Genomic DNA, 21,363 nt, shown 5'->3' on the forward strand with positions numbered 1-21,363 from the left:
ATCATGGAACGTCACCCCGTACGCACCCAGCTCCGCAAGCCGCTCAACCGACTCCACCGGATCCAACGCCCGCCTCGTCGCCTCACCGAACGGATCATTACCGCGCCAACCAACCGTCCACAGACCGAAGGTGAACCTGTCCTGCGGGGTGGGTGTGAAGCGATCTGTCATCGTGCGGCCCCTTACTGATGCGTGCGGACGGGGAGCGGGGGTGACTGCGTCCCGCTCTTTTGTTCAGTCACATGACTAATACGTGATTCCCGCGTCGCACGCCAGACCCGAAAACGTAACCATGCGGTAGCGCTTCGTAGTACGCATCTGCCGCGTCCGCCAAAGGGTGCCCGGCGGATCGAAATCGCCCCTGCCGGCCCGGATTTGTTTTGTGTACGATCAAAATCGTTCGGCAGGAAGCTCCGGCAGGAATCGAGGTCAGCGATGCCCCCGAGCAGCGTCGTCATCGGCGTGGACAGCTCCACCCAGTCGACCAAGGCGGCCGTCGTCGACGGCGCCACCGGACGGCTGCTCGCCGTCGGGCGCGCCCCGCACGAAGTGACCGGCACCGACGGAGCGCGCGAGAGCGACCCCGAGGCCTGGTGGTCGGCCCTGCGCGACGCACTCGCCGGGGCCCTGAAGGACGCGGACGTACCCGCCTCCGCGGTCACCGGCATCGGCGTCGCCGGCCAGCAGCACGGCCTCGTCGTCCTCGACGGCCGAGGCCGGCCGCTGCGCGGCGCCCTGCTGTGGAACGACACCCGCTCCGCACCGCAGGCCGCCGAACTCACCGAGGCCCTCGGCGGCCCGCGCGCCTGGACGGCACGTACCGGATCCGTCCCGGTCCCGTCGATGACGGCCACCAAGTGGCAGTGGCTGCGCGCCAACGACCCCGACACCGTCCGCTCCGCGGCCGCCGTGCGCCTCCCGCACGACTTCCTCACCGAGCGACTCTGCGGCTCCGCCGTCACCGACCCGGGAGACGCCTCCGGCACCTGCTGGTACTCCACCGCCACCGGCGCCTACGACGACGAACTGCTCGCGCTGCTCGACCTGCCCGCCCGCCTGCTCCCCGCCGTCGCCCCGACCGGCGGCACCCGCGTCGGCACCCTCACCGCCGCGGCCGCCGAAGAGCTCGGCCTGCCCGAAGGTGTCGCGGTCGCCGCAGGCACCGGCGACAACATGGCCGCCGCGGTCGGACTCGGCCTCGGCGGCGCGGGCCTCCTGGACCACGCGGCACTCAGCCTCGGCACCTCCGGCACCGTCTTCGCGGGCGGACTGCGCCGGCCCGACGATCCGGCACTGGCCGGGTTCGCCGCCGCCGACGGCACCTACCTGCCGCTCGCGTGCACCCTCAACTGCACGCTCGCCGTCGACCGGATCGCAGTGCTGCTCGGCCTCGACCGCGACGACGCGACCCCCGGTGGCGAGACCGTCCTGCTGCCCTACCTCGACGGCGAACGCACCCCTGACCTGCCGCACGCCGCCGGACTGCTGACCGGCCTCCGGCACGCCACCACGCCGCAACAGGTGCTCGGCGCCGCTTACGAAGGCGCCGCGTTCACCGCACTGCGCGCGCTCGACGCCGTACTAGAAGCCTGCGGTGTCGACCCGGCGGACCCGGCCGCAGCCGACCGGCCGCTGCGCCTGGTGGGCGGCGGAGCCCGCGGCCGCACCTGGCTCGAGACCGTACGCAGACTGTCCGGCCGCCCGGTGATCCTGCCCGAGTCCGGCGAACTCGTCGCCCTCGGCGCCGCCGCCCTCGCCCTCGGTGCCGCCACCGGCGAGGAACCGGTCGCGGCCGCCGCAGGCTGGGCCACCGCACAGGGCCCACTGCTGCCCGCGCTGCCGCGCGACGACGAGACCTGGGAACGCCTGGGCACCGTCCTCACCCGCGCCACACCCGCCCTGCTCGACTGAACCCCACCGCGAAGCGCCACCCGAGCGCTCACCCAGCGCCCCGAACCACCCGCAGAGGTAAGACCCTTGAAGTTCACCGACGGCTACTGGCTGATGCGCGACGGCGTCCAGGCCTCCTACGCCACCGAAGCCCGCGACATCCGCGTCCACGACGACCGCTTCACCGCCTACGCGGCCGTCAAGCGCGTGGAACGCCGCGGCGACACCCTCAACGCCCCCCTCCTCACCGTCGACTGCCACGCGCCCGCCGAGGGTGTCATCGGCGTCCGCGTCACCCACCACGCGGGCCGCCGCAACCCCGGCCCCGACTTCGAACTGCCGGGCGCCACCGAGGGCGTGGGCAGGATCGACACCGACGGCACCCGCGTCACGCTGGACAGCGGCGCACTCGCCGTCACCGTCGACTCCGCCGCTCCCTGGACGCTCTCCTTCACCGACCGGGACGGCCGCGAGGTCACCTCCGCCGGCCGCAAGGGCACCGCCTTCGTCACCACCCCCGACGGCGCCCACCACATGGCGGCCCAGCTGGCCCTGGGCGTCGGCGGCCAGGTGTACGGACTGGGCGAGCGCTTCACCCCGTTCGTGAAGAACGGCCAGACCGTCGACATCTGGCAGGCCGACGGCGGCACCAGCAGCGAACAGGCCTACAAGAACGTGCCGTTCAGCCTGCACGTCACTCCCACCGGCGCCTACGGCGTCTTCGTCCGCCACCCCGGAAAGGTCTCCTACGAGGTCGGTTCCGAATCCGTCGGCGAGCTGCAGTTCAGCGTCGAGGACCAGACCCTCGAGTACTACGTGGTGGCCGGACCCGAGCCCAAGGACGTACTGCGCCGCTACACCGCGCTGACCGGCCGCCCGGCGCTGCCGCCCGCCTGGTCGTTCGGACTGTGGCTGACGACCTCCTTCACCACCCAGTACGACGAGGCGACCGTCTCCTCCTTCGTGGACGGCATGTCCGAGCGCGGAATCCCGCTGTCCGTCTTCCACTTCGACTGCTTCTGGATGCGCGAGTACCAGTGGTCGGACTTCGAGTGGGACCCGGCGGTCTTCCCCGACCCCGAAGGGATGCTGGCCCGCCTCAAGGAACGCGGCCTGAAGATCTCGGTGTGGATCAACCCGTACATCGCGCAGAAGTCCGCGCTCTTCGACGAGGGAGCCGAACGCGGCTACCTGGTGAAGACCGCCGACGGTGACATCTGGCAGTGGGACCTGTGGCAGGCCGGCATGGCACTGGTCGACTTCACCGACCCCGAGGCCCGCGCCTGGTACCAGGACAAGCTCAAGGGCCTGCTCGACCAGGGCGTCGACTGCTTCAAGACGGACTTCGGCGAACGCATCCCGACCGACGTCGTCTGGCACGACGGCTCCGACCCCGAGCGGATGCACAACTACTACGCGCACCTCTACAACGAAGCCGTCTTCGAACTCCTCGAGCGGGAGCGCGGCAGGGGCGAGGCCGTACTCTTCGCACGCTCGGCGACCGCCGGCGGCCAGCAGTTCCCGGTGCACTGGGGCGGCGACTGCTGGTCGTCCTTCGCGGCCATGGCCGAATCGCTGCGCGGTGGACTGTCCCTGTCGCTGTCCGGATTCGGCTTCTGGTCGCACGACATCGGCGGCTTCGAAGGCACCCCCGACCCGGCCGTCTTCAAGCGCTGGCTCGCCTTCGGACTGCTCTCCTCGCACAGCCGCCTGCACGGCTCCTCGTCGTACCGCGTGCCGTGGGAGTTCGGCGACGAAGCGGTCGATGTGGCACGGCAGTTCACGCTGCTCAAGCACCGCCTCATGCCCTACCTCTACGGCGCCGCCGCCGAGGCCCACCGCACAGGCGTACCCCTGATGCGGCCCCTGCTGCTCGACTTCCCCGGCGACCCCGCATGCCGCACCCTCGACCGGCAGTACATGCTCGGCCCGGACCTCCTGGTCGCCCCCGTCTTCTCGGCCGGCGGCGACGTGGAGTTCTATCTGCCCGAGGGCACCTGGACCCACCTGCTGACCGGGGACACCGTCGAGGGCGGGCGCTGGCTGCGGGAACACCACGGCTTCGACAGTCTGCCGCTGTACGTCCGCCCCGGCGCCGTTCTGCCGCTGACCGGGGACGACCGGCGTCCCGACGGCGACTGGTCCGAGGGCCTCACCCTCGTCGCGGGAGCCGACGTCCGCGACACCACGGTCACCGTCACCAACCGTGCCGGTGCTCCGGCGGCCACGTACCGGGTCGTGCGCGACGGCGGGGTACTGCGCGCCACCGCGGAGCTCGGCCACGCGGAGTTCCACCTGGCGCGTCCGGCCGGCATCCCCGCGACGGGCCGCGGCACCGCTGAACTGCCGCTCGCCTGAGGAACGGCACTGCCGTCCTTCGTCCCGGAGCCCACCGGGACGAAGGACCTACGGCGGCATCCGGAGCCGGCCGGTGATCGTATGCTGGCCGCGATGTTCTCGCCCCAAGGTCCCACCCTCCGTGAACTCGCCGTGCAGGCACTGTCCTCCGTGGAGCACGGCTACGACCTGCTCGCGCCGAAGTTCGACCGCACGCCGTTCCGCACACCCGGCGGCGTACTCGGTCCGGTGACCCGCGTCCTGCGCACCATCGGTCCGTTCCGTACGGGCCTCGATCTGTGCTGCGGGACGGGGGCGGGCCTCGAGGTGCTCGGCGAGGTCTGCCGGGACCGAGCCGTCGGCGTCGACTTCAGCGCCGGGATGCTCGCCGCAGGCCGCCAGGAGCATCGGCCCGCGCCCGGCGACACTCCGGCCGACTGGGTGCGCGGTGACGCCCTCGCCCTGCCGTTCGGCCCGGTCTTCGACCTGGTCGTGAGCTTCGGGGCGTTCGGACACTTCCTGCCCGAGCAGCGGCCCCGGCTCTTCGAGCAGGTCCACGCGGTGCTGCGTCCCGGCGGAAGCTTCGCCTTCCCGCTGGTCGCGCCCGCCAGGCCCGGCAGCCGGGGCCACCTCGCGATGCTCGGCTTCGACACCGCGATGCGGGCGCGCAACGCCGTGTGGCGGCCGCCGTTCGTCATGTACTACCGCGGCTTCGGGCTCACCGACGTGCGCGCCGAACTGACCCGGACGGGCTTCAGCTCCGCGCTGTACGCCCTCGACGAGCTCGGCCGCCGACCGGACGGCAGCCCACGCTGCAGGCTCCTGGTCGCCACCCGCCGGTGACATCCGCGTCCGGGAATACCGGACCCGCGATCTTCCTTGCACCTGCCGGCGCCCCGTACGCCCGGGCCCGCCGGCCGGCCGGAGAAGGAGTACCAGCACACATGCACACCCCGTACGCCCCGCACCCCGACGTCGCCCCCGAGCGCGGCGGCCCGAGCGGCGGGCAGCCGGTCCGTGAACCCGCGAAGCAGGTGGCGGACACCGGCCCGCTGGCGAACCCGGTGCGCGCCGCACTGACCGGCCCGCACGCCCACTTCGCCGAGACCCGGGGGCGGGCGCTGCGCTATCCGCCGGAGGTCGCCGGATGGGCCGCCCTGCCCGACGACCCGGAACCCGCAGACTGGGCGGACCTGGCGGCGCTGGTCGGGCCCGGAGGCGAGGCGACGTTCGCCGGACTGGAGGGCACGCTCCCCGAGGGCTGGGAGAGCGTCTTCCGGATCGACGGCGTCCAGCTGCTCGGCGAGACGGTACGGGGCGAGCCCGACGAGGAGGCCGTCGAGCTCGGACCCGCCGACGTGCCGGAGATGCTCGACCTGGTGGCCCGTACGCGGCCCGGTCCGTTCCTGCCGCGCACCGTGGAGCTCGGCACATATCTGGGCATCCGGCGCGAGGGCGTGCTCGTCGCGATGGCGGGGGAGCGGCTGCGGCCCGCGGGCTGGACGGAGATCAGCGCGGTCTGCACGGACCCGGCGTACCGCGGCCAGGGCCTGGCCGCCCGCCTCGTGCTCGCGGTGTCCGCGGGCGTGCGGGAGCGCGGCGAGATCCCGCTCCTGCACACCGGGGCGGACAACGCGGGCGCGATACGTGTGTACGAGAGGCTGGGCTTCACCCTCAGCCGCAAGCCGTCGTTCCGGGGCGTACGGGCGCCGGGCGCCTGACGGACCAAGGGGCACGGTGCCCGGGGGAGTTGAGCCCGCCCCGGGCACCGTGCCTCGTACCCAGTGCCGTCCTCAGCCGGTCTTGCGGTAGTCGTACGCCTCACGGGCCGCGGACTCGACCGCGTCGAGGCCGGCGCCGGTCGAGGCCGTGACGAGCGCGGCCACCGCGCCCTCCACGAACGGTGCGTCCACCAGGCGTGTCCCGTCCGGGAGCTCGTCCCCCTCGGCGAGCAGCGCCTTCACCGTCAGTACCGCGCTGCCGAGGTCGACCAGGACCGCAACTCCCGCGCCACCGTCCACCGCACGGGCCGCGGAGGTGATCAACTCCGAACTGGTACCGAGCCCACCGTCCTCCGTGCCGCCCGCCGGCAGCACGGGCGCGGTCGAGCCGCCGCCCGCGAGGCCCACGGCGAGGTCGGCGACCGAGGTGGCCACGGGTCCGCTGTGCGAGACCAGGACGATGCCCACCGTGCCGGGCACCGCCACGCTCGCCTCGCCCGCCTCACTCATGGCTGCCGCCCGCCGCCTTCGCGAGTGCCGCGACGAGCAGGGCGGAGGAGGTCGCGCCCGGATCCTGGTGCCCGATGCTGCGCTCGCCCAGATAACTCGCCCTGCCCTTGCGGGCCTGCAGCGGCACCGTGGACAGGGCGCCCTCCTCGGCCGCCTCGGCCGCCGCCTCGAAGGATTCGTCGAGCGCGTCCGCGGCAGGTACGAGCGCGTCCAGCATGGTCTTGTCGCCCACCGCCGCGCCGCCCAGACGCGCGACCGCCTCCACGCCCTCGCGCAGCGCCGCCGCGAAGTCCTGCTCCGACACCTCTTCCGCCTCGCCCAACGCCTTGCCGGTGCGCCGCAGCAGCGTCCCGTACAGCGGACCCGAAGCGCCGCCCACCGTCGAGATCAACTGGCGCCCGGCCGCGGTGAGTACGGCCCCCGGGGTGGCGGGCGCCTCCTTCTCCAGAGTCGCCACCACCGCGCGGAAACCGCGCTGCAGATTGCTGCCGTGGTCCGCATCGCCGATCGGCGAGTCGAGGTCCGTGAGCCGTTCCGCCTCACGGTCCACGGTGGCCGCCGCGGCCGTCAGCCAGCGGCGGAAGAATCCGGCGTCGAGCACGAGTCCTCCTAGATCGCGTACGGGCTCCCAGAGTAGAGCGGCCCATGTCCTGCGGGCCGCTCAGACGCCCCAGCGCAGCGCGGTGGTGCGCACGGGTGCGTCCCACAGGCGCAGCAACTCCTCGTCCGCCTCGCAGAGGGTCACCGAGGCGCCCGCCATGTCGAGCGACGTCACGTAGTTGCCGACGAGCACCCGGGCGACGGTCACGTTCCGCTCGGTGAGGACGCGCTGCACCTCGGCGTGGAAGCCGTACAGCTCGAGCAGGGGTGTCGCTCCCATGCCGTTCACCAGGAGCAGTACGGGATTGCGGGGCTGCAGGTCTTCGAGCACCGCGTCCACCGCGAAGTCGGCGATCTCGCGCGAGGTCATCATCGAACGCCGCTCGCGCCCCGGCTCGCCGTGGATGCCCACGCCCAGTTCCAGCTCTCCGTCCGGGAGGTCGAAGGTCGGCCCGCCCTTGGCGGGAGTGGAGCAGGGGCTCAGCGCCACACCGAAGCTCCGTGCCCGGTCGTTGACCCGGTGCGCGACGGCCTCGACCCGCTCCAGGGGCATGCCCTCGTCCGCAGCGGCGCCGGCCAGCTTCTCCACGAAGAGCGTGGCCCCGGTGCCGCGCCGGCCCGCCGTGTAGAGGCTGTCGGTGACCGCCACGTCGTCGTTGACCAGGACCTTGGCCACCTGGATGCCCTCGTCCTCGGCGAGTTCGGCGGCCATGTCGAAGTTCAGTACGTCACCGGTGTAGTTCTTCACCACGAACAGCACGCCACGGCCGCTGTCCACGGCCGCCGCGGCCCGCACCATCTGGTCCGGCACGGGGGAGGTGAACACCTCACCCGGACACGCGGCGGACAGCATCCCGGGGCCGACGAACCCGCCGTGCAACGGCTCGTGCCCCGAACCGCCGCCCGACACCAGCGCCACCTTGTCGGCAACGGGTGCGTCGCGGCGGACGATCACCCGGTTCTCGACGTCCACCGTGAGCTCCGGATGCGCGGCCGCCATGCCGCGCAGCGCGTCGGCGACCACGGTCTCGGCCACGTTGATCAGCATCTTCACGGGTACCTCCAGGGATTGGCAGTGGGGCCTGCGGGCTGGGTCTGCGAACCCGAGGTCATTATCGAGGGAATGGCGCCAGGTGGCGCGAGCTGCGGTCGAACTGTTCGGCTCCGAGGTCCGTCCGTTGTCCGTGCAGGACGCTGCGGACGAGCCCTAGCTGCGCAGCGCTGCGACCGCCTCGTCGAAGAGGCGCTCGGGATCGTCCGCCCCGCCGGACCGGTACCAGGCGTCGGTGGCCGCGTCGACGCAGGCCAGGGCGGCCGCGACGAAAGCCTTGGCCCTGGGGTCGGCCTCCGGGGACGCGGGCAGGCCCAGGCGGCGTTGGATCTCGGGCGCGAGGAGTTCCTGCCAGCGCAGGTGCTTCTCCAGATGGCGGGCGCGCAGTGAGGGTGCCTCGTGGTGGAGGGCGGCGAGAGTGAGTTGCTCCGCCCGGCTGCCCCCGGCCTCACGGAGGACCAGCAAGGCTCCCCGGATGGCTTCCCAGGCCGACTCGTCTTCGGGCCGGGCCTCGAGCGCGGCTCGTACCGACTCGCCCAGCGCGTCGATGTCGCCCAGGACGAGGTCCTCCTTGCTTCCGAAGTAGTGGAAGAAGGACCGGCGGGAGATGCCGACCGCCGCGGTGATCTGGTCGACCGTCGTGGCGTCGAATCCGTGCTCCGCGAAGAGCCCGATGGCGGTGGCGGCGATCTCGGCGCGTGCCGCGCGGCGCGCACGCTCTCGGAGCGTGGGGGTGTCGGCCATGCACGCAGCCTACAATCCTGCACCAGGCGCTACATATTGCACCGAGTGCAAGATGCGGCATAGGGTGCAGGCATGATTCCGATCGATTTCTCCGGCCAGACCACGATCGTCACCGGCGCCAGCTCCGGCATCGGTGCGGCCTTCGCCCGCGAGCTCGCCCGCCGCGGGTCCGCTGTCGTCCTCGTCGCGCGCCGGCGCGACCGCTTGGAGGCGCTCGCCTCCGAACTGCGGGCACGGCACGGTGTGAGCGCCACGGCGATATCGCTGGATTTGAGTGAGCCGGGTGCGGGCCCGCGCCTTGCCGCCGATCTGACCCGGCGGGGCATCACCGTCGACGGCCTGGTGAACAACGCCGGGTTCGGCACCGACGGCGCCTTTCACCAGGAGGATCCCGACCGCCTCGCCGACGAGATAGCCGTGGACGTCGCCAACCTCGTGGACGTCACCCGAGCGTTCATAGAGCCGCTCCGGACCTCGGGACGGGGCATCCTCGTCAACCTCGCGAGCATGGCCGCCTACACCCCCGCCCCCGCGATGGCCGTCTATGCCGCCTGCAAGGCGTTCGTCCTCAGCTTCACCGAGGCGCTCTGGTACGAGTCACGCGGCACCGGCCTGCGCGTACTCTCCCTCGCCCCTGGCCTCACCCGCACCGAGTTCTTCGACGATCTGGGCGGCGGGACCTACCGGGGCAGCTTTCAGACACCCGAGCAGGTGGTCGCCACCGCCATGCGGGCACTCGACCGCGGCCGCAGGCCCAGCGTGCAGTCGGGCCGCCTGAACGCATTCACGGTGAGGCTGCCGCGCATCTTCACTCGCCGGCGCGCCGTCCTGCTCAGCGGTATGGTCGCGGCGCGATCGTCCGGACGTGTGGCTGCGGCCGGCTGAGCGGGTTCGCGTGCGGGTGAGGGGCCGGGGGCGATGGCGCGCGTACGGCGTGGAGCGCGATCCGGGACCGCAGGGAGTACGCCCCGCACTCACAGCCCCGACGGGCGCAAACTCCTCGCGTGCAGGGCCAGTTGCATATCGAACTGGGCCGCAGGATCGTGCAGCGCGGGCCCGAACACCTCGTCCAGCTGACGCAGTCGGTAGCGGACCGTCTGGGGGTGCACGGCGAGCCGGCTCGCCACCTCGCTGGCGTTGTGCCCGCTCTGCAGCCAGCACAACAGCGTCTCCGCCAAGCGCTCGCGCTGCGGGGAGCGCACATGGCGCAGCGGACGTAGACGGCGCTGCGCGAGCGCGTCGATCAACGCCTCGTCCTGGAAGAGCAGCAGCGTCGAGAGATGGTCGGAGCAGGAGACGATCTCGGTGTCGGGCAGCACCCCGCGCCGGGACAACTCCAGCCCGTCCAGCGCCCAGCGCAGTGAACGGGCGCCTTCACGCAGCGGGACCGTGGGCCCGATGACGGCGCGCATCCCCGGCAGCGCCCCGGCGATCGCACGTGCCCGCCCGGGCCCGTCCGGGTCGGGGACCACGATCCGGCCGGGCTGCTCGTCGAACCGGGTCAGGAACTCCGGCGGCACGATGGGACGCCCCGACTTCGGGTGCAGCGCGTGATCGGTCACCACCACCGCCAACTCCCGTGGCAGCGGCCACTGCGCCGCACTCGCCAGATCGGAGATGGCCTCCGCCGACACCGGCGGATCCGTGGTCAGCAGATCGATGAGACGGGAACGCCGCTGCTGCAGTTCACCCGCGGCGTGCAGCCGCGCCTCGGTGTACCCGGCCGTGGTCGCCGCGGCCATCTCGTCCAGATGCAGAAAGAGCGCCTCCCCGAACGGCGCGAGCACCTGACGCGGCAGCTGCTCGGCCTCGACGAGCGCGCTGACCCGTCTCCACGTCACTCGGGCGCCGAGCCGCAGTGCGGCCTGGAAGGTGTCGAGACTGCGTCCCTCGTCGGCCTCGCCGCGGCCGATGTGCTGATAGGTCGCCCGCACCGGCTCCCAGTCCGCGCCCGCGCCCCCGAGCCGGGCGAGGAAGCCGGTGAGTGCCTGCTCCACCCCACGGTTCACCACATGCATGTACGTGTCGTCCATCGGCCGCGCGTACTCGGGTATCTCCGTACGGATCGCCCGGACGACCTCCGTGGTGATGTCGGGCATGAAGGGGCGCAGTTGCTCGTGCAGCCCGCCCGGCACGGGACCCGGTGCGGCGCGCGCCGGTTCCGGCCGGCCGCCCTGCGGTCCGTCGCCCACGAGCAACGGAGAACCATTCACCATGACTTGCTCCATCTGCGCGAGGGACACAGGTCCGGTGAACATACCGTCGCCGAGGCGCCGGGGCCCATCGTTCGCGAACAAACCCCGAAGGCCACGTTGTCACCGCGGTGACAAACCGCGGTGCGCGCAGGCGACGTCGAGCAGCGGAATCAGGCGTCGCGGTAGGACAGCGTGGTCGCGTTGCAGAACTCGCGGATGCCGTGCCCCGCCAGTTCGCGCCCGTACCCCGACCGCTTCACGCCGCCGAAGGGGAGACCCGGGTGCGAGGCCGTCATGCCGTTGAAGAAGATGCCGCCCGCCTCCAGATCCCGTACGAAGCGCCGGACGTCGGCGTCGTCGTCGGTCCACACATTCGAACTCAGGCCGAAGGACGTGTCGTTGGCGAGTTCGACCGCCTCGTCCAGGCTCTCCACCCGGTACAGCGTGGCCACCGGACCGAACGCCTCCTCGCGGTGGATGCGCATGGCTTCGGTGATCCCGGCCAGGATCGTCGGCTCGTAGAACCAGCCCCGGTCGCGGTCCTTGGGGCGCTGCCCGCCGCACAGCGTGCTCGCTCCCCGTCGCACCGCGTCGTCGACCAGCTCCTCCAGATCCGTGCGCCCCTGCTCGGAGGAGAGCGGACCGACATCGGTGTTCTCCTCCATCGGATCGCCGACGGTCAGCGCCCGCATACCGACCACGAAGCGCTCCTCGAACTCCTCGTACACATCGGCGTGTACAAGAAACCGCTTGGCGGCGATACAGGACTGGCCGTTGTTCTGGACCCGGGCGGTCACGGCCGTGGTCGCCGCCCGCGCCACGTTCGCCGAGGGCATCACCACGAACGGGTCGCTGCCGCCGAGTTCGAGCACCGTCTTCTTGATCTCGTCGCCGGCCACGGACGCCACCGCACGGCCCGCCGGCTCGCTGCCCGTCAGCGTCGCCGCGGCCACCCGCCGGTCGCGCAGTACGTCCTCCACCGCGCCCGAGCCGATCAGGAGAGTCTGGAAGCAGCCATCGGGGTACCCGGCACGCAGGAAGAGTTCCTGCAGGTAGAGCGCGGTCTGGGGGACGTTCGACGCATGCTTGAGCAGACAGGTGTTGCCCGCCATCAAGGCCGGCGCGGCGAACCGCACGACCTGCCACAGCGGGAAGTTCCAGGGCATCACGGCGAGGATCACGCCCAGCGGCCGGTAGTGCACCGCGGCCCGCACCGCACCCGAGTCCCGTACGTCCTCGTCCGCCGGGATCTCGTCGGCCAGCAGCTCCTCGGCGTGCTGCGCGTACCAGCGCATCGTCTTGACGCACTTCGCCGCCTCGGCGCGTGCGGCGACCACCGGCTTGCCCATCTCCGTCGTCATGGTGCGCGCGATCGCGTCCTCGTCCGCCTCGAGCAGTTCGGCGGCCCGCTCGAGGAGCGCCCCACGGTCGGCGAACGACGTGAGGCGGTGACGGCCGAAGGCGGCAGCAGCGGCAGCGAGCCGCGACTCGATCTCCTGAGGCCCGAGGGCCTCGAAGGTCCTGAGGGTCTCGCCGGTGGTGGGATCGACGGTCGCGATGGCCATGGCACTCGTCCTCCTCGGGAACCCTTCCCTACGCTCCCGACCCTCCCGCCGCCCGAACGGGGACGCAAGGCGGCAGCCGTCCCCGTTCGCCGAGGCGGCCGTCGCGCGGGACCCTGGAGACGTCAGCGACGGTCGGGCGACCCCACCAGGACGGCCGAGACCCGCCGTCGGGCCCGCGGCACCGCAGCCGGTGGCCTGACGGCCGCCGAGAGGAGCGACGAACGGTGAATGCGCAGAACAGGGCCACGGCGGACGTCGTGGTGGAACTGAGCGACTGCACCAGGGACGACGCCCGCACGGTCTTCGCGGTCCTGGGCGACGCCTTCCACTGCGACCGAGGAGCCGACCAGGCGCCGAAGGAGGACTCCGCCGGGCACCCGAGCGTCTGGACGACGACGTACGACACCTCACGAGAGCGTGGCATGGCCCCGGCAGCGCCCCTCGGCGGCGAGGTCACTGCCGACATCCAGGGCGGCTACGCGGCCGTCGACCGACTGCACGAGGCGCTCGCCGCCGCCTTCGCGATCCGGGGCGAGGCGACGGCCTCCGGGGACGGCGAGAAGGACGTCCACCTGACCCTGGCGAGTAGTGGCTGATCCAGGCACGGTGAGCTGCGGAAACACGCGTGTAACGCACCCCGGTTAGCGTGCGCTCCGGACAAGGAGGCAGCGCATGCAGGACCACGCCGAGGCAGTGGAGATCAGGCCCGGGACCGGGGGAGACCTCGAGGAACTGACCCGGATCTACAACCACTACGTGACCGGGACCCCGATCACCTTCGACCTCGAACCGTTCACGGTCGACGAGCGCAAGGCCTGGCTCGACGCCCATCCGGAGCACGGTCCGCACCGCCTGCTCGTCGCGGACGTCGACGGCCGGGCACTCGGCTACGCGACGAGCAGCCCGTTCCGGCCCAAGCAGGCCTATCTCACGTCGGTCGAGACGAGCGTCTACCTCGCGCCGGACGCCGGCGGCCGGGGCCTCGGCACCCGGCTTTACGAGGCGCTGTTCGAGGCACTCGCCGAGGAGGACGTGCACCGCGCCTACGCCGCGATCACGGTCCCGAACGAGGCCTCCTACCGGATCCACGAACGCTTCGGCTTCGAGCCCAGGGGCGTGTTCACCGAGGTGGGCCGAAAGTTCGGCCGCTACTGGGACGTGGCCTGGTTCGAGAAGAGGCTCCAGACCGACGGCTCCGACACGGCCGGCTAGAAGCCGGGTCCAACACTGCGGAGCATGTTGACGGTGCCCGTGAGCGACGGCGGTTCGTGCGCACGCGAGGAGTTCCGGCGCCGCGAACTCCTCGGCCGAATCGGTTCGTCTACGCTCCCTTTCATGCCAGATCCCCGCCGGTCGTTCACCGCCGACGTCTGCGTCCATGTGCCCGTTCCCGGACCGGGCGAGGTCTGGGCGGTCGGCGCCGTCATCCTCAACCGCGATGGCGAAGCCTTCGCGCAGAGACGAAGCTCGGACCGACGTCTGTTTCCTGATTCCTGGGACATCGTGGGCGGTCACCTCGAGGCCGGGGAGTCACTCCTCGAAGCTCTCGCCCGTGAAGTCGAGGAGGAGACCGGCTGGCGCCTGACCCATGTGCGGCGATTCCTCGGCATCACGACCTGGACGGGCGACGATGGCGGTGGACTCCGTCACGAGGCCGATTACCTCGTCGAGGTCGACGGTGACCTGGAGAATCCCAGGCTTGAGTGGACCAAGCACTCTGCCTACGACTGGTTCGGCCCCGGCGACCTCGCCCGGCTCCAAGAGAACCGCAAGCCCGGGGAGTTCTTGATCCATGACCTCGTCGCACGTGCCGTCATGGGGCCCTCGGCCAAGTCATAGCGCTCCGGGTCACGGGTATGGACTCCGTGCCCCGGTAGCTCCACGCTGTGCCGGTGGACTCTCCCCTGGTGACCGTCCTGGTGCCGCTCGTGCTTGCCGTGATCATGTTCGGGCTCGGTCTGAGTCTCACGGCTGACGACTTCCGGCGGGTTGCGGCGTATCCGCGCACCGTGTTGGTCGCGCTCGGCTGTCAGCTGGTGCTGCTGCCGGCTGTCTGCTTCGGACTGATTCTCGCCTTCGGTCTCGCGGCGGCGCCGGCGGTCGGCATGCTGCTGCTCGCCGCCTCGCCGGGCGGCACCATGGCGAACGTCTACAGCCACCTCTTCGGCGGTGACGTAGCCCTCAACATCACGCTCACCGCAATCAACTCGGTGCTCGCCGTGTTCACCCTGCCGCTCGTGGTCAACCTCGCGATCGACTACTTCGAACCCGGCGACGGAGGCCAGGTGGGGCTCCAATTCACCAAGACACTGCAGGTGTTCGCGCTCGTCCTGATCCCCGTCGCCCTCGGCATGTACGCAAGGGCCCGACGCCTCGAACTCGCCCGGCGTGCGGAACGGCCGGTGAAGTTGCTCAGCCTGGTGATCCTGGCAGCGGTGATCGTCGCGGCGCTGGTGTCCGAGCGTGGCAACGTGGGGGAGTACCTGGCCGAAGTCGGCCTGGTGGCCACGCTGTTCAGTGTCGTCTCGCTCGCCACCGGCTACCTGGCCGCTCGGATCGCCAGCGGCGGCCATGCCCAGGGTGTCGCCGTGTGCATGGAGATCGGCATGCACAACACCTCCCTGGCCATGACCATCGCACTGAGCCCCACGCTGCTCGACAGCGCGGAGATCGCCGTACCCAGCGCGGTCTACGCGATCCTCGTGTACTTCACCGCCGGCGCGGCGGGCCTGCTGCTCAGGCGCGCGGCCGCGAAGACCACGGCCGGCACCTGAACGGGCAGCAGCCCCGCGACCCACCGGTCAGGGACGCCCGCTGAACTCCCAACGTCCGTGCCCCACCTGGTAGACGACGTGCCCCGGCTCGGTGCGGACGAACTTCGCACCTCGTGGTGCCTCGGCCGCCGACTTGGACGCGGCGGGCACATGCACCTCGGCCGTCGAGCCCACCGGCACCCGTACGGTCAGCCGTACCGCTTTGTCGATCCGCGACCAGGCGACCTCGGCCGGCCCCCGCACACTGTGCAACTCGGTGCGCGCCCAGTTGACCCCGGCCCTGGCGTCGGGACGCACGACGAAGGTGCGGTACCCCGCGTCCCCGGGCCTGAGCCCGGCCACGTTCTCGTACAGCCACTGGGCGACCGTGCCCATGAAGTAGTGGTCGCGGGAGCGGGATTCCAGCTCCCACATCTCCCACATCGTGTCGGCGCCGTTCTCGAACCAGTAGCCCCAACTCGGGTACGTCGTCTGGGTCGCGACGGCGTGGGCCACTTCGGGGTGGCCGGCGGCGCTCAGCGCGCGCAGCAGCACGCTGGTGCCGAGGCAGCCGGTGTTCAGGTGGTTGCCGCGCTTCTCGATGTCGGCCACCAGTGAGGCGGCGGCGCTCGCCCGTGCGCCTGCCGGTACCAGGCCGAAGGCCAGCGGCAGGCAGTTGTTGGTCTGCCGGTACTCCTTCTCCTTCGCCGTGCGGTAGTGGCCGTCCGGGCCGAGGAACTCCTTGTTGAATGCCTCCTTGAGCTTCTCGGCGGTGTCGCGGTAGCGGTCGCGCACGCTGGCCTCGCCGACCAGATCGGCCATGTCCGCGGTGTCGGTGAGCGCGCGGTGGAGGTAGGCCGTGGCGGTCAGTCGCGTGTCCTCGGGCGGGATACCGCTGGGGTGGCCCGGCGGCAGCCAGTCGCCGAGCGCGGTGACCGCGAGTCCGTCCTCGAGGCGGTCGATCTCGTAGTCCAAGTAGCGGATCACGGCGGGCAGATGGGAGCGCACCACACGCTCGTCGCCGTACACCCGGTACATCTCGCGCACCAGGAACGGATACACGGTGGTCCACTCGGGCGTGGGTGCCAGCTCCTTGTAGCCCCAGCCGCCGCTCGGCACGATCACCGGCGGCTGACCCCGGTCGTTCTGACTGTCCGCCAGGTCGTCGAGCCATTTGCCGAGGAACCGGTGCATGCCGAGTGCGTACATCATGGTGGGTGCGCCCACCTGGGCGTCGCCGGTCCAGCCGTTCTTCTCGAACATCGGCGTGTCCGTCGGGTATCCGTGCAGATTGTTCAGGACGGTGCGCCGCATGGCCTTCTCGAACTGCTCGTACTGCGGCTCCGAGCACCGGAAACTGCCGGTGTCCTCGACCGTGGAGTGCACGAGCCGACCGAGTACCTGTTCCGGTTCGGGCTTCTCGGGCAGGCCGCTGACCTGCACGTAACGGAAGCCCTTGTACGAGAACTTGGGCTCCCACACCTCGTCACCGTCGCCCGCACAGACGTATTCGTCCGTCTGGAAACGTCCCGGCACATGCTCCGTCTCGGCGTGCACACTGCCGTCGTCCTTGAGCTTCTCGCCGTGCACAAGCCGGACGGTCGTCCCTGCCTTCGCCCGCACCTTGAGCCGCGTCCAGCCGGCCATCGTGCGGCCCATGTCGACGATCCAGTCGTCGCCGTGCGCCGTCACCGCGACCGGCCGAACCGTGTCCGTGATCTCGATGGACTCGAGCGGCTGCGCCCGCAGGCTGCCCTTCGGGGCGTCCTGGCGTTCGGGGCGCTCCCAGTCGCCGTCGTCGAAGCCCGGCTCCGTCCAGCCCCGCGGATTCTTCCGGGCGTCGTACGTCTCGCCCGCGTACTGGGAGTTGGAGAGTGTCGGCCCTTCGGCCATCCGCCAGGAGCCGTCGGACGACACCGTGCTGCGCGTGCCGTCGGGGTGGTCGATCTCCAGCTGGCCGAGCAGTCGGGGTTCGCCGTGCCACGGCGGCTTGTGCCAGTTCCAGACGTTGGACGTGGTCATGGCGTAGAAGCCGCGGCCCAGGGTCACGCCGATCGCGTTACGGCCCCGGCGGACGAGATCGGTCACGTCGTGCACCGCGTACAGGACGGTCTTGTCGTAGTCGGTGAAGCCGGGATCGAGGACCTGGCGGCCGACTCGTCGGCCGTTCAACTCCGCCTCGTAGTACGCGAGTCCGCTGATGTAGAGGCGTGCGCGGGTGATCGGCTTGCCCACGGTGAACTCCCGCCGCAGCAGTGGCGCCGGCAGCTCGTCCCCGGTGGCCTTGGCGTCGTCACCCCACGGGCCCTCGCCGAACGGCACCAGTACCTCGGCCTCCGGCCAGCCGGAATCGTCGAAGTCCGCCTTCTGCCAGCCCTGTTGCTCCTCCTCGGCCGAACGCCAGCCGGCCCCGGTCACGCAGGTGTGCTCACCGTCCGAGCTCTGCACCACCAGCCGTACGAGCAGTCCGCCCGGGTCGACCTCGGCCGTGCCCCGGTTGGTGGCCCTGGCCGCGAGCACGATCCCGGCGCCGGACCCGCGGACCTGCTCGGTCACGTCGGCGTACCGCCCGGTGCGCCAGCCGTCGGTCTGCTCGGGTGCGTGCAACACCTCCGCGCCGTCGAGGTACAGCGTGAAGTCGTCGTCGGCGGTCGCGACGAGCTCGGCCTTGGACACCTCGGCGCCCTGCGGCAGTTCGAGGTGACCGCGGAACCAGCGGGTGCCTGCGGGCGCGTCCTGTGGTGTGGCGCCGGGCGACCAGATCCACGAGGCCCCCTCGAAGCCGGGCGGCTCGGGGGCGGCGGGTGCGCCGATCCAGTGGCCCTGCCAGTCGTCCTTGCTCAGCGCCGTCTCCCACCAGCGCGCGGTGCTCCACTCGGACGGCTTGCCGTCGCCGTCCCAGACCCGGACCTGCCAGTGGTAGCGGGTGCGCGGCTTCAGGGCCGGTCCCGCGTACGGCACGCCGAAGGTGTCGGCCGACTCGACCCGGCCCGAGTCCCACAGCGGGCGCCCGCCGTCGCCCGGCGGCTCGGTGGAGACCCGTACCTGGTAGGCGCTCTGCCGGGCGCCGTTGCCGGGCGCGGACAGTTCCCAGGCGAGGCGTGGTTTCGCCACGTCGGTGCCGAGCAGGGTGGTCGCGTACTCGACAGTGGTGCGCTCGATCTTCAGCACGCCGCTCCTCGTCGGTCGTTCTGCCCGGCCGTCGGGGGCCGCGGTCGCGGGGGCCGGGTTGAGTGCGATGAAGCCGGCTCCGGCGCCGGCGGCGGAGGTTCTGAGGAAGGCTCTCCGGTTCCAGGGCCGGTGACCGGATCCGTCCGGCGCGGCGCCGTCGGGGCCGTCGTGGTTCGCGTGCTCGGTGCTCATCGATGCGCTCCTTGAACTGGCGAACGAGGGCTGTTGCAGGGCGGGTTGGACGCACGCCGGGATCCGGACGGCGGCGCGCCCGTGAGCAGCCGCCGCGATCTGTGAATCGTTTCAAGCGCTGACCGGGATCCTAGGGTGCCGCCGAGCAAGGGCTCAAGAGGTGTGCACGGAGAGCCCGCCCGGCCCGATGTCGCTGGACATCCGGCATGCCCGGCCAGTACGACATGACAAGGTCCACCACACCGCACCACGCCACCGCGCACTGGAGTTTCCTTGACGCCGATATCGGTGAACTACCGCTCTCTGAGCGGCCCGGAGGAGATCGACCTCTTCTGCCGCCTGTCCTACGTCCTCGACCACGAACTGGCCGACGACTTCGCCGAGGGTCGCAGGCGCCCCGAGTGGACCTGGGTGGCTCTGGACGGTGACCGTCTCCTCGCCCGGCTCTCCTGGTGGACCACGCCGGGCGGCCAAGTCCCGCTGCAGTTCGACTTTTTCGACGTCGACGACAGCCTGCCCCGCGATCTCCGCGACGAGATCGGCCTACGGCTCTTCAGGGCCGCCACGGCAGCCGTCTTCCCGGACGGCGCCGAACTCCCGGAGTGCGGCCGCTTCGTCCCGCCCGACTGGCGCGAAGACCCGGCGGCCCGCGAGGTGGTCGAGTCCCGTACTCGCGTTCTGGAGGGCACGGGCGCGCGACTCCTCGTCGAGCGGCTACGGCTGCAGTGGACCCCGGCGACCCCGGCGACCCCGGCGACCCCGGCGACCCCGACGGTCCCGGCGACCCCGGCGACCCCGCTCCCGGACACCGCCGAGCGCCTCACCTTCCGGCCGGTGGCCGACCGCGAGGACCTGCTCGCCCTCATGGAGCCCGTCCTTGCGGGCACACTCGACGCCCACGGCCAGGCGGAACTGGCAGCAGGGCGAACGCCGCGCGAGGTGGCCGAGCGGCACTACGACGACGAGTTCGCCGGATTCAAGAGCCCGCAGGACTGGTGGCGCATCGCCGAACTCCCCGACGGCGGCGGTCCGGTGGGCTTCGTCGTGCCGGCCCGCAACAGCTACAACCCGATCATCGCGTACATCGGTGTGCTGCCCGCCCACCGCGGTCACGGTTACATCGACGAGATCCTCGCCGAAGGCACCCGGGTCCTTGCCGCCGAGGGTGTCGACCGGATCCGGGCATCGACGGACCTCGGCAACGTCCCCATGGCGAAGGCCTTCGCCCGCGCCGGGTACATCAACTTCGAGCGCACACTCAACCTGGTCTGGGACTGAACGAAACGCACTCCCCGCCCGGTGACGCGCCGCGCCCCTTCCGGTTTGGTGGAACACGTTCTACTGTGTGCGCCGCCGCAGGACCGCGACACTTCTGGAGGGGCCGTGCACCTCGAATACACGCCGGAACAGCAGCAGTTGCGCACGGAGCTGCGTGCGTACTTCGCCGAGGTCATGCCCGACCGCGCCGCCGACGGATCCGGGCCTGCCGCGCCCGCCGCCGACCCTGCGGAACAGAAGCGTTTCTACCGGGAGACGATCCGGCGCCTCGGCTCCGACGGCTGGCTCGGGGTCGGCTGGCCGCAGGAGTACGGCGGCCGCGGCCTCGGCCCCGTCGAGCAGTTCATCTTCTTCGACGAGGCCGCTCAGGCCGTCGTCCCACTGCCGCTGATGGCGCTCAACACGGTCGGGCCGACGATCATGCAGTTCGGCACCGACGAGCAGAAGGCGTACTTCCTGCCGCGCATCCTCGCCGGAGAGATCGACTTCGCCATCGGCTACAGCGAACCCGACGCGGGCACCGACCTCGCCGCCCTGAAGACCCGCGCCGTACGCGAGGGCGATGCGGAGACCGGCCACTACGTGGTGAACGGCCAGAAGATCTGGACCACCAACGGCGACACCGCGGACTGGGTCTGGCTCGCCGTGCGCACCGACCCGGACGCCCCGCCTCACAAGGGCATCACCATGCTGCTCGTGCCGACCGACGACCCCGGCTACTCCTGCACCCTGATCAACACCCTCGCCTCCCACGACACCACCGCCAGCTACTACGAGAACGTCCGCGTCCCCGTCTCCCGCCGTGTCGGCGAGGAGAACAAGGGCTGGCGCCTGATCACCAACCAGCTCAATCACGAGCGCGTCACCCTCGCCGCACACGGCACCATGGCGATCCGCGCCCTGCACGACACGCAGCGCTGGGCGGCCGGCACCAAACTGACCGACGGCCGCCGCGTCATCGACCTCGGCTGGGTCAAGCAGCGCCTCGCCCGCACCCATGCCCGCCTCGACGCGATGAAACTCCTCAACTGGCAGATGGTGAACGCCGTCCAGAACGGCACCCTCACCCCGCAGGACGCCTCCGCCGTCAAGGTCTACGGCTCCGAGGCCCGCCGCGACGCCTACGCCTGGCTCCTGGAGATCGTGGCCGCCGCGGGCCCCCTCAAGGAGGGCTCGGCCGGCGCCGTACTCGGCGGGGAACTGGAACGCGGCTACCGGAGCGCCGTGATCTTCACCTTCGGCGGCGGCAACAACGAGATCCAGCGGGAGATCATCTCCTGGATCGGCCTCGGCATGCCCCGCGTGCGCCGCTGAAGTGCCATCACAGCCTGTGGTGGCGGCCACCTGCCCGGGATT

The 21,363-nt window shown here is 71.4% G+C and carries 18 protein-coding genes and 1 pseudogene; 11 read left to right on the forward strand and 8 right to left on the reverse strand.

Annotated features, from left to right (window positions below):
• Positions 1–171: pseudogene (locus DSC45_RS36445) on the reverse strand (xylose isomerase); the annotation flags it as partial.
• A 264-nt stretch (positions 172–435) separates the two neighbouring features.
• Between DSC45_RS36445 and xylB the strand changes: the two are divergent.
• The 4 genes from xylB to DSC45_RS19955 all read left to right on the forward strand — a co-directional run bounded on the left by xylB (position 436) and on the right by DSC45_RS19955 (position 5,948).
• On the forward strand, positions 436–1,911 hold the full coding sequence (gene xylB, locus DSC45_RS19940; protein ID WP_119292870.1) for a xylulokinase: 1,476 nt from the start codon (positions 436–438) through the stop codon (positions 1,909–1,911).
• A gap of 66 nt (positions 1,912–1,977) precedes the next feature.
• Entirely contained in the window at positions 1,978–4,248 is a 2,271-nt protein-coding gene (gene yicI / locus DSC45_RS19945; RefSeq protein WP_119292871.1) for an alpha-xylosidase, read from the forward strand.
• Positions 4,249–4,341: 93 nt separating this feature from the next.
• Entirely contained in the window at positions 4,342–5,070 is a 729-nt protein-coding gene (locus DSC45_RS19950; RefSeq protein ID WP_119293257.1) for a class I SAM-dependent methyltransferase, read from the forward strand.
• 101 nt (positions 5,071–5,171) lie between these two features.
• Positions 5,172–5,948, forward strand: coding sequence for a GNAT family N-acetyltransferase (locus DSC45_RS19955; RefSeq protein WP_119292873.1), 777 nt, complete (start codon positions 5,172–5,174; stop codon positions 5,946–5,948).
• A gap of 72 nt (positions 5,949–6,020) precedes the next feature.
• Here DSC45_RS19955 and DSC45_RS19960 read toward each other — a convergent pair whose 3' ends face one another.
• The 4 genes from DSC45_RS19960 to DSC45_RS19975 all read right to left on the reverse strand — a co-directional run bounded on the left by DSC45_RS19960 (position 6,021) and on the right by DSC45_RS19975 (position 8,853).
• Positions 6,021–6,458 carry a PTS-dependent dihydroxyacetone kinase phosphotransferase subunit DhaM gene (locus tag DSC45_RS19960; RefSeq protein ID WP_119292875.1) on the reverse strand — a complete coding sequence of 146 codons (438 nt, stop codon included), beginning with the start codon at positions 6,456–6,458 and terminating at the stop codon, positions 6,021–6,023.
• Entirely contained in the window at positions 6,451–7,059 is a 609-nt protein-coding gene (gene dhaL, locus DSC45_RS19965; RefSeq protein WP_119292877.1) for a dihydroxyacetone kinase subunit DhaL, read from the reverse strand. Before dhaL ends, DSC45_RS19960 begins: the two co-directional genes overlap by 8 nt.
• Before the next feature lie 60 nt (positions 7,060–7,119).
• Positions 7,120–8,112, reverse strand: coding sequence for a dihydroxyacetone kinase subunit DhaK (gene dhaK / locus DSC45_RS19970; RefSeq protein ID WP_119292879.1), 993 nt, complete (start codon positions 8,110–8,112; stop codon positions 7,120–7,122).
• 153 nt (positions 8,113–8,265) lie between these two features.
• Positions 8,266–8,853: a TetR/AcrR family transcriptional regulator gene (locus DSC45_RS19975; RefSeq protein ID WP_119292881.1), complete on the reverse strand. Its 588-nt coding sequence runs from the start codon at positions 8,851–8,853 to the stop codon at positions 8,266–8,268.
• A 72-nt stretch (positions 8,854–8,925) separates the two neighbouring features.
• On the opposite strand from DSC45_RS19975, the gene DSC45_RS19980 reads away from it, so the two are divergent.
• The gene (locus tag DSC45_RS19980; protein ID WP_119292883.1) at positions 8,926–9,738 is read left to right on the forward strand and encodes an SDR family NAD(P)-dependent oxidoreductase; all 813 of its coding nucleotides are present in this window, start codon (positions 8,926–8,928) and stop codon (positions 9,736–9,738) included.
• Between the two features lie 89 nt (positions 9,739–9,827).
• Here DSC45_RS19980 and DSC45_RS19985 read toward each other — a convergent pair whose 3' ends face one another.
• Positions 9,828–11,069 carry a PucR family transcriptional regulator gene (locus tag DSC45_RS19985; protein ID WP_119293259.1) on the reverse strand — a complete coding sequence of 414 codons (1,242 nt, stop codon included), beginning with the start codon at positions 11,067–11,069 and terminating at the stop codon, positions 9,828–9,830.
• Between the two features lie 149 nt (positions 11,070–11,218).
• Positions 11,219–12,613, reverse strand: a complete 1,395-nt coding sequence (locus DSC45_RS19990; RefSeq protein ID WP_119292885.1) for an NADP-dependent succinic semialdehyde dehydrogenase — start codon at positions 12,611–12,613, stop codon at positions 11,219–11,221.
• Between the two features lie 224 nt (positions 12,614–12,837).
• Here DSC45_RS19990 and DSC45_RS19995 point away from each other — a divergent pair, with 224 nt between their 5' ends.
• The 4 genes from DSC45_RS19995 (at position 12,838) to DSC45_RS20010 (ending at position 15,387) form a co-directional block, all read left to right on the forward strand.
• Positions 12,838–13,209: a hypothetical protein gene (locus DSC45_RS19995; protein ID WP_119292887.1), complete on the forward strand. Its 372-nt coding sequence runs from the start codon at positions 12,838–12,840 to the stop codon at positions 13,207–13,209.
• A 76-nt stretch (positions 13,210–13,285) separates the two neighbouring features.
• The gene (locus DSC45_RS20000; RefSeq protein WP_119292889.1) at positions 13,286–13,825 is read left to right on the forward strand and encodes a GNAT family N-acetyltransferase; all 540 of its coding nucleotides are present in this window, start codon (positions 13,286–13,288) and stop codon (positions 13,823–13,825) included.
• Positions 13,826–13,948: 123 nt separating this feature from the next.
• On the forward strand, positions 13,949–14,452 hold the full coding sequence (locus tag DSC45_RS20005; RefSeq protein ID WP_119293261.1) for an NUDIX hydrolase: 504 nt from the start codon (positions 13,949–13,951) through the stop codon (positions 14,450–14,452).
• A gap of 53 nt (positions 14,453–14,505) precedes the next feature.
• On the forward strand, positions 14,506–15,387 hold the full coding sequence (locus DSC45_RS20010; RefSeq protein WP_119293263.1) for a bile acid:sodium symporter family protein: 882 nt from the start codon (positions 14,506–14,508) through the stop codon (positions 15,385–15,387).
• Between the two features lie 27 nt (positions 15,388–15,414).
• Here DSC45_RS20010 and DSC45_RS20015 read toward each other — a convergent pair whose 3' ends face one another.
• On the reverse strand, positions 15,415–18,729 hold the full coding sequence (locus DSC45_RS20015; RefSeq protein WP_119292891.1) for a family 78 glycoside hydrolase catalytic domain: 3,315 nt from the start codon (positions 18,727–18,729) through the stop codon (positions 15,415–15,417).
• A gap of 273 nt (positions 18,730–19,002) precedes the next feature.
• Here DSC45_RS20015 and DSC45_RS20020 point away from each other — a divergent pair, with 273 nt between their 5' ends.
• Entirely contained in the window at positions 19,003–20,007 is a 1,005-nt protein-coding gene (locus DSC45_RS20020) for a GNAT family N-acetyltransferase (RefSeq protein WP_240434745.1), read from the forward strand.
• A 105-nt stretch (positions 20,008–20,112) separates the two neighbouring features.
• Entirely contained in the window at positions 20,113–21,321 is a 1,209-nt protein-coding gene (locus DSC45_RS20025; protein ID WP_119292895.1) for an acyl-CoA dehydrogenase family protein, read from the forward strand.
• The last annotated feature ends 42 nt before the right edge of the window (positions 21,322–21,363 follow it).

This window comes from Streptomyces sp. YIM 130001, assembly GCF_003574445.1.
In the GTDB taxonomy this organism is placed as follows: domain Bacteria; phylum Actinomycetota; class Actinomycetes; order Streptomycetales; family Streptomycetaceae; genus Streptomyces.

Bases quoted from the DNA above. Each gene is read 5' to 3' on its own strand.
- DSC45_RS19990 (WP_119292885.1), bottom strand. From the start codon at position 12,613: ATGGCCATCGCGACCGTCGATCCCACCACCGGCGAGACCCTCAGGACC.
- DSC45_RS19980 (WP_119292883.1), top strand. From the start codon at position 8,926: ATGATTCCGATCGATTTCTCCGGCCAGACCACGATCGTCACCGGCGCC.
- xylB (WP_119292870.1), top strand. From the start codon at position 436: ATGCCCCCGAGCAGCGTCGTCATCGGCGTGGACAGCTCCACCCAGTCG.
- DSC45_RS19985 (WP_119293259.1), bottom strand. From the start codon at position 11,069: ATGGTGAATGGTTCTCCGTTGCTCGTGGGCGACGGACCGCAGGGCGGC.
- DSC45_RS20000 (WP_119292889.1), top strand. From the start codon at position 13,286: ATGCAGGACCACGCCGAGGCAGTGGAGATCAGGCCCGGGACCGGGGGA.
- DSC45_RS19975 (WP_119292881.1), bottom strand. From the start codon at position 8,853: ATGGCCGACACCCCCACGCTCCGAGAGCGTGCGCGCCGCGCGGCACGC.
- DSC45_RS20015 (WP_119292891.1), bottom strand. From the start codon at position 18,729: ATGAGCACCGAGCACGCGAACCACGACGGCCCCGACGGCGCCGCGCCG.
- DSC45_RS19960 (WP_119292875.1), bottom strand. From the start codon at position 6,458: ATGAGTGAGGCGGGCGAGGCGAGCGTGGCGGTGCCCGGCACGGTGGGC.
- DSC45_RS19950 (WP_119293257.1), top strand. From the start codon at position 4,342: ATGTTCTCGCCCCAAGGTCCCACCCTCCGTGAACTCGCCGTGCAGGCA.
- DSC45_RS20005 (WP_119293261.1), top strand. From the start codon at position 13,949: ATGCCAGATCCCCGCCGGTCGTTCACCGCCGACGTCTGCGTCCATGTG.
- DSC45_RS19955 (WP_119292873.1), top strand. From the start codon at position 5,172: ATGCACACCCCGTACGCCCCGCACCCCGACGTCGCCCCCGAGCGCGGC.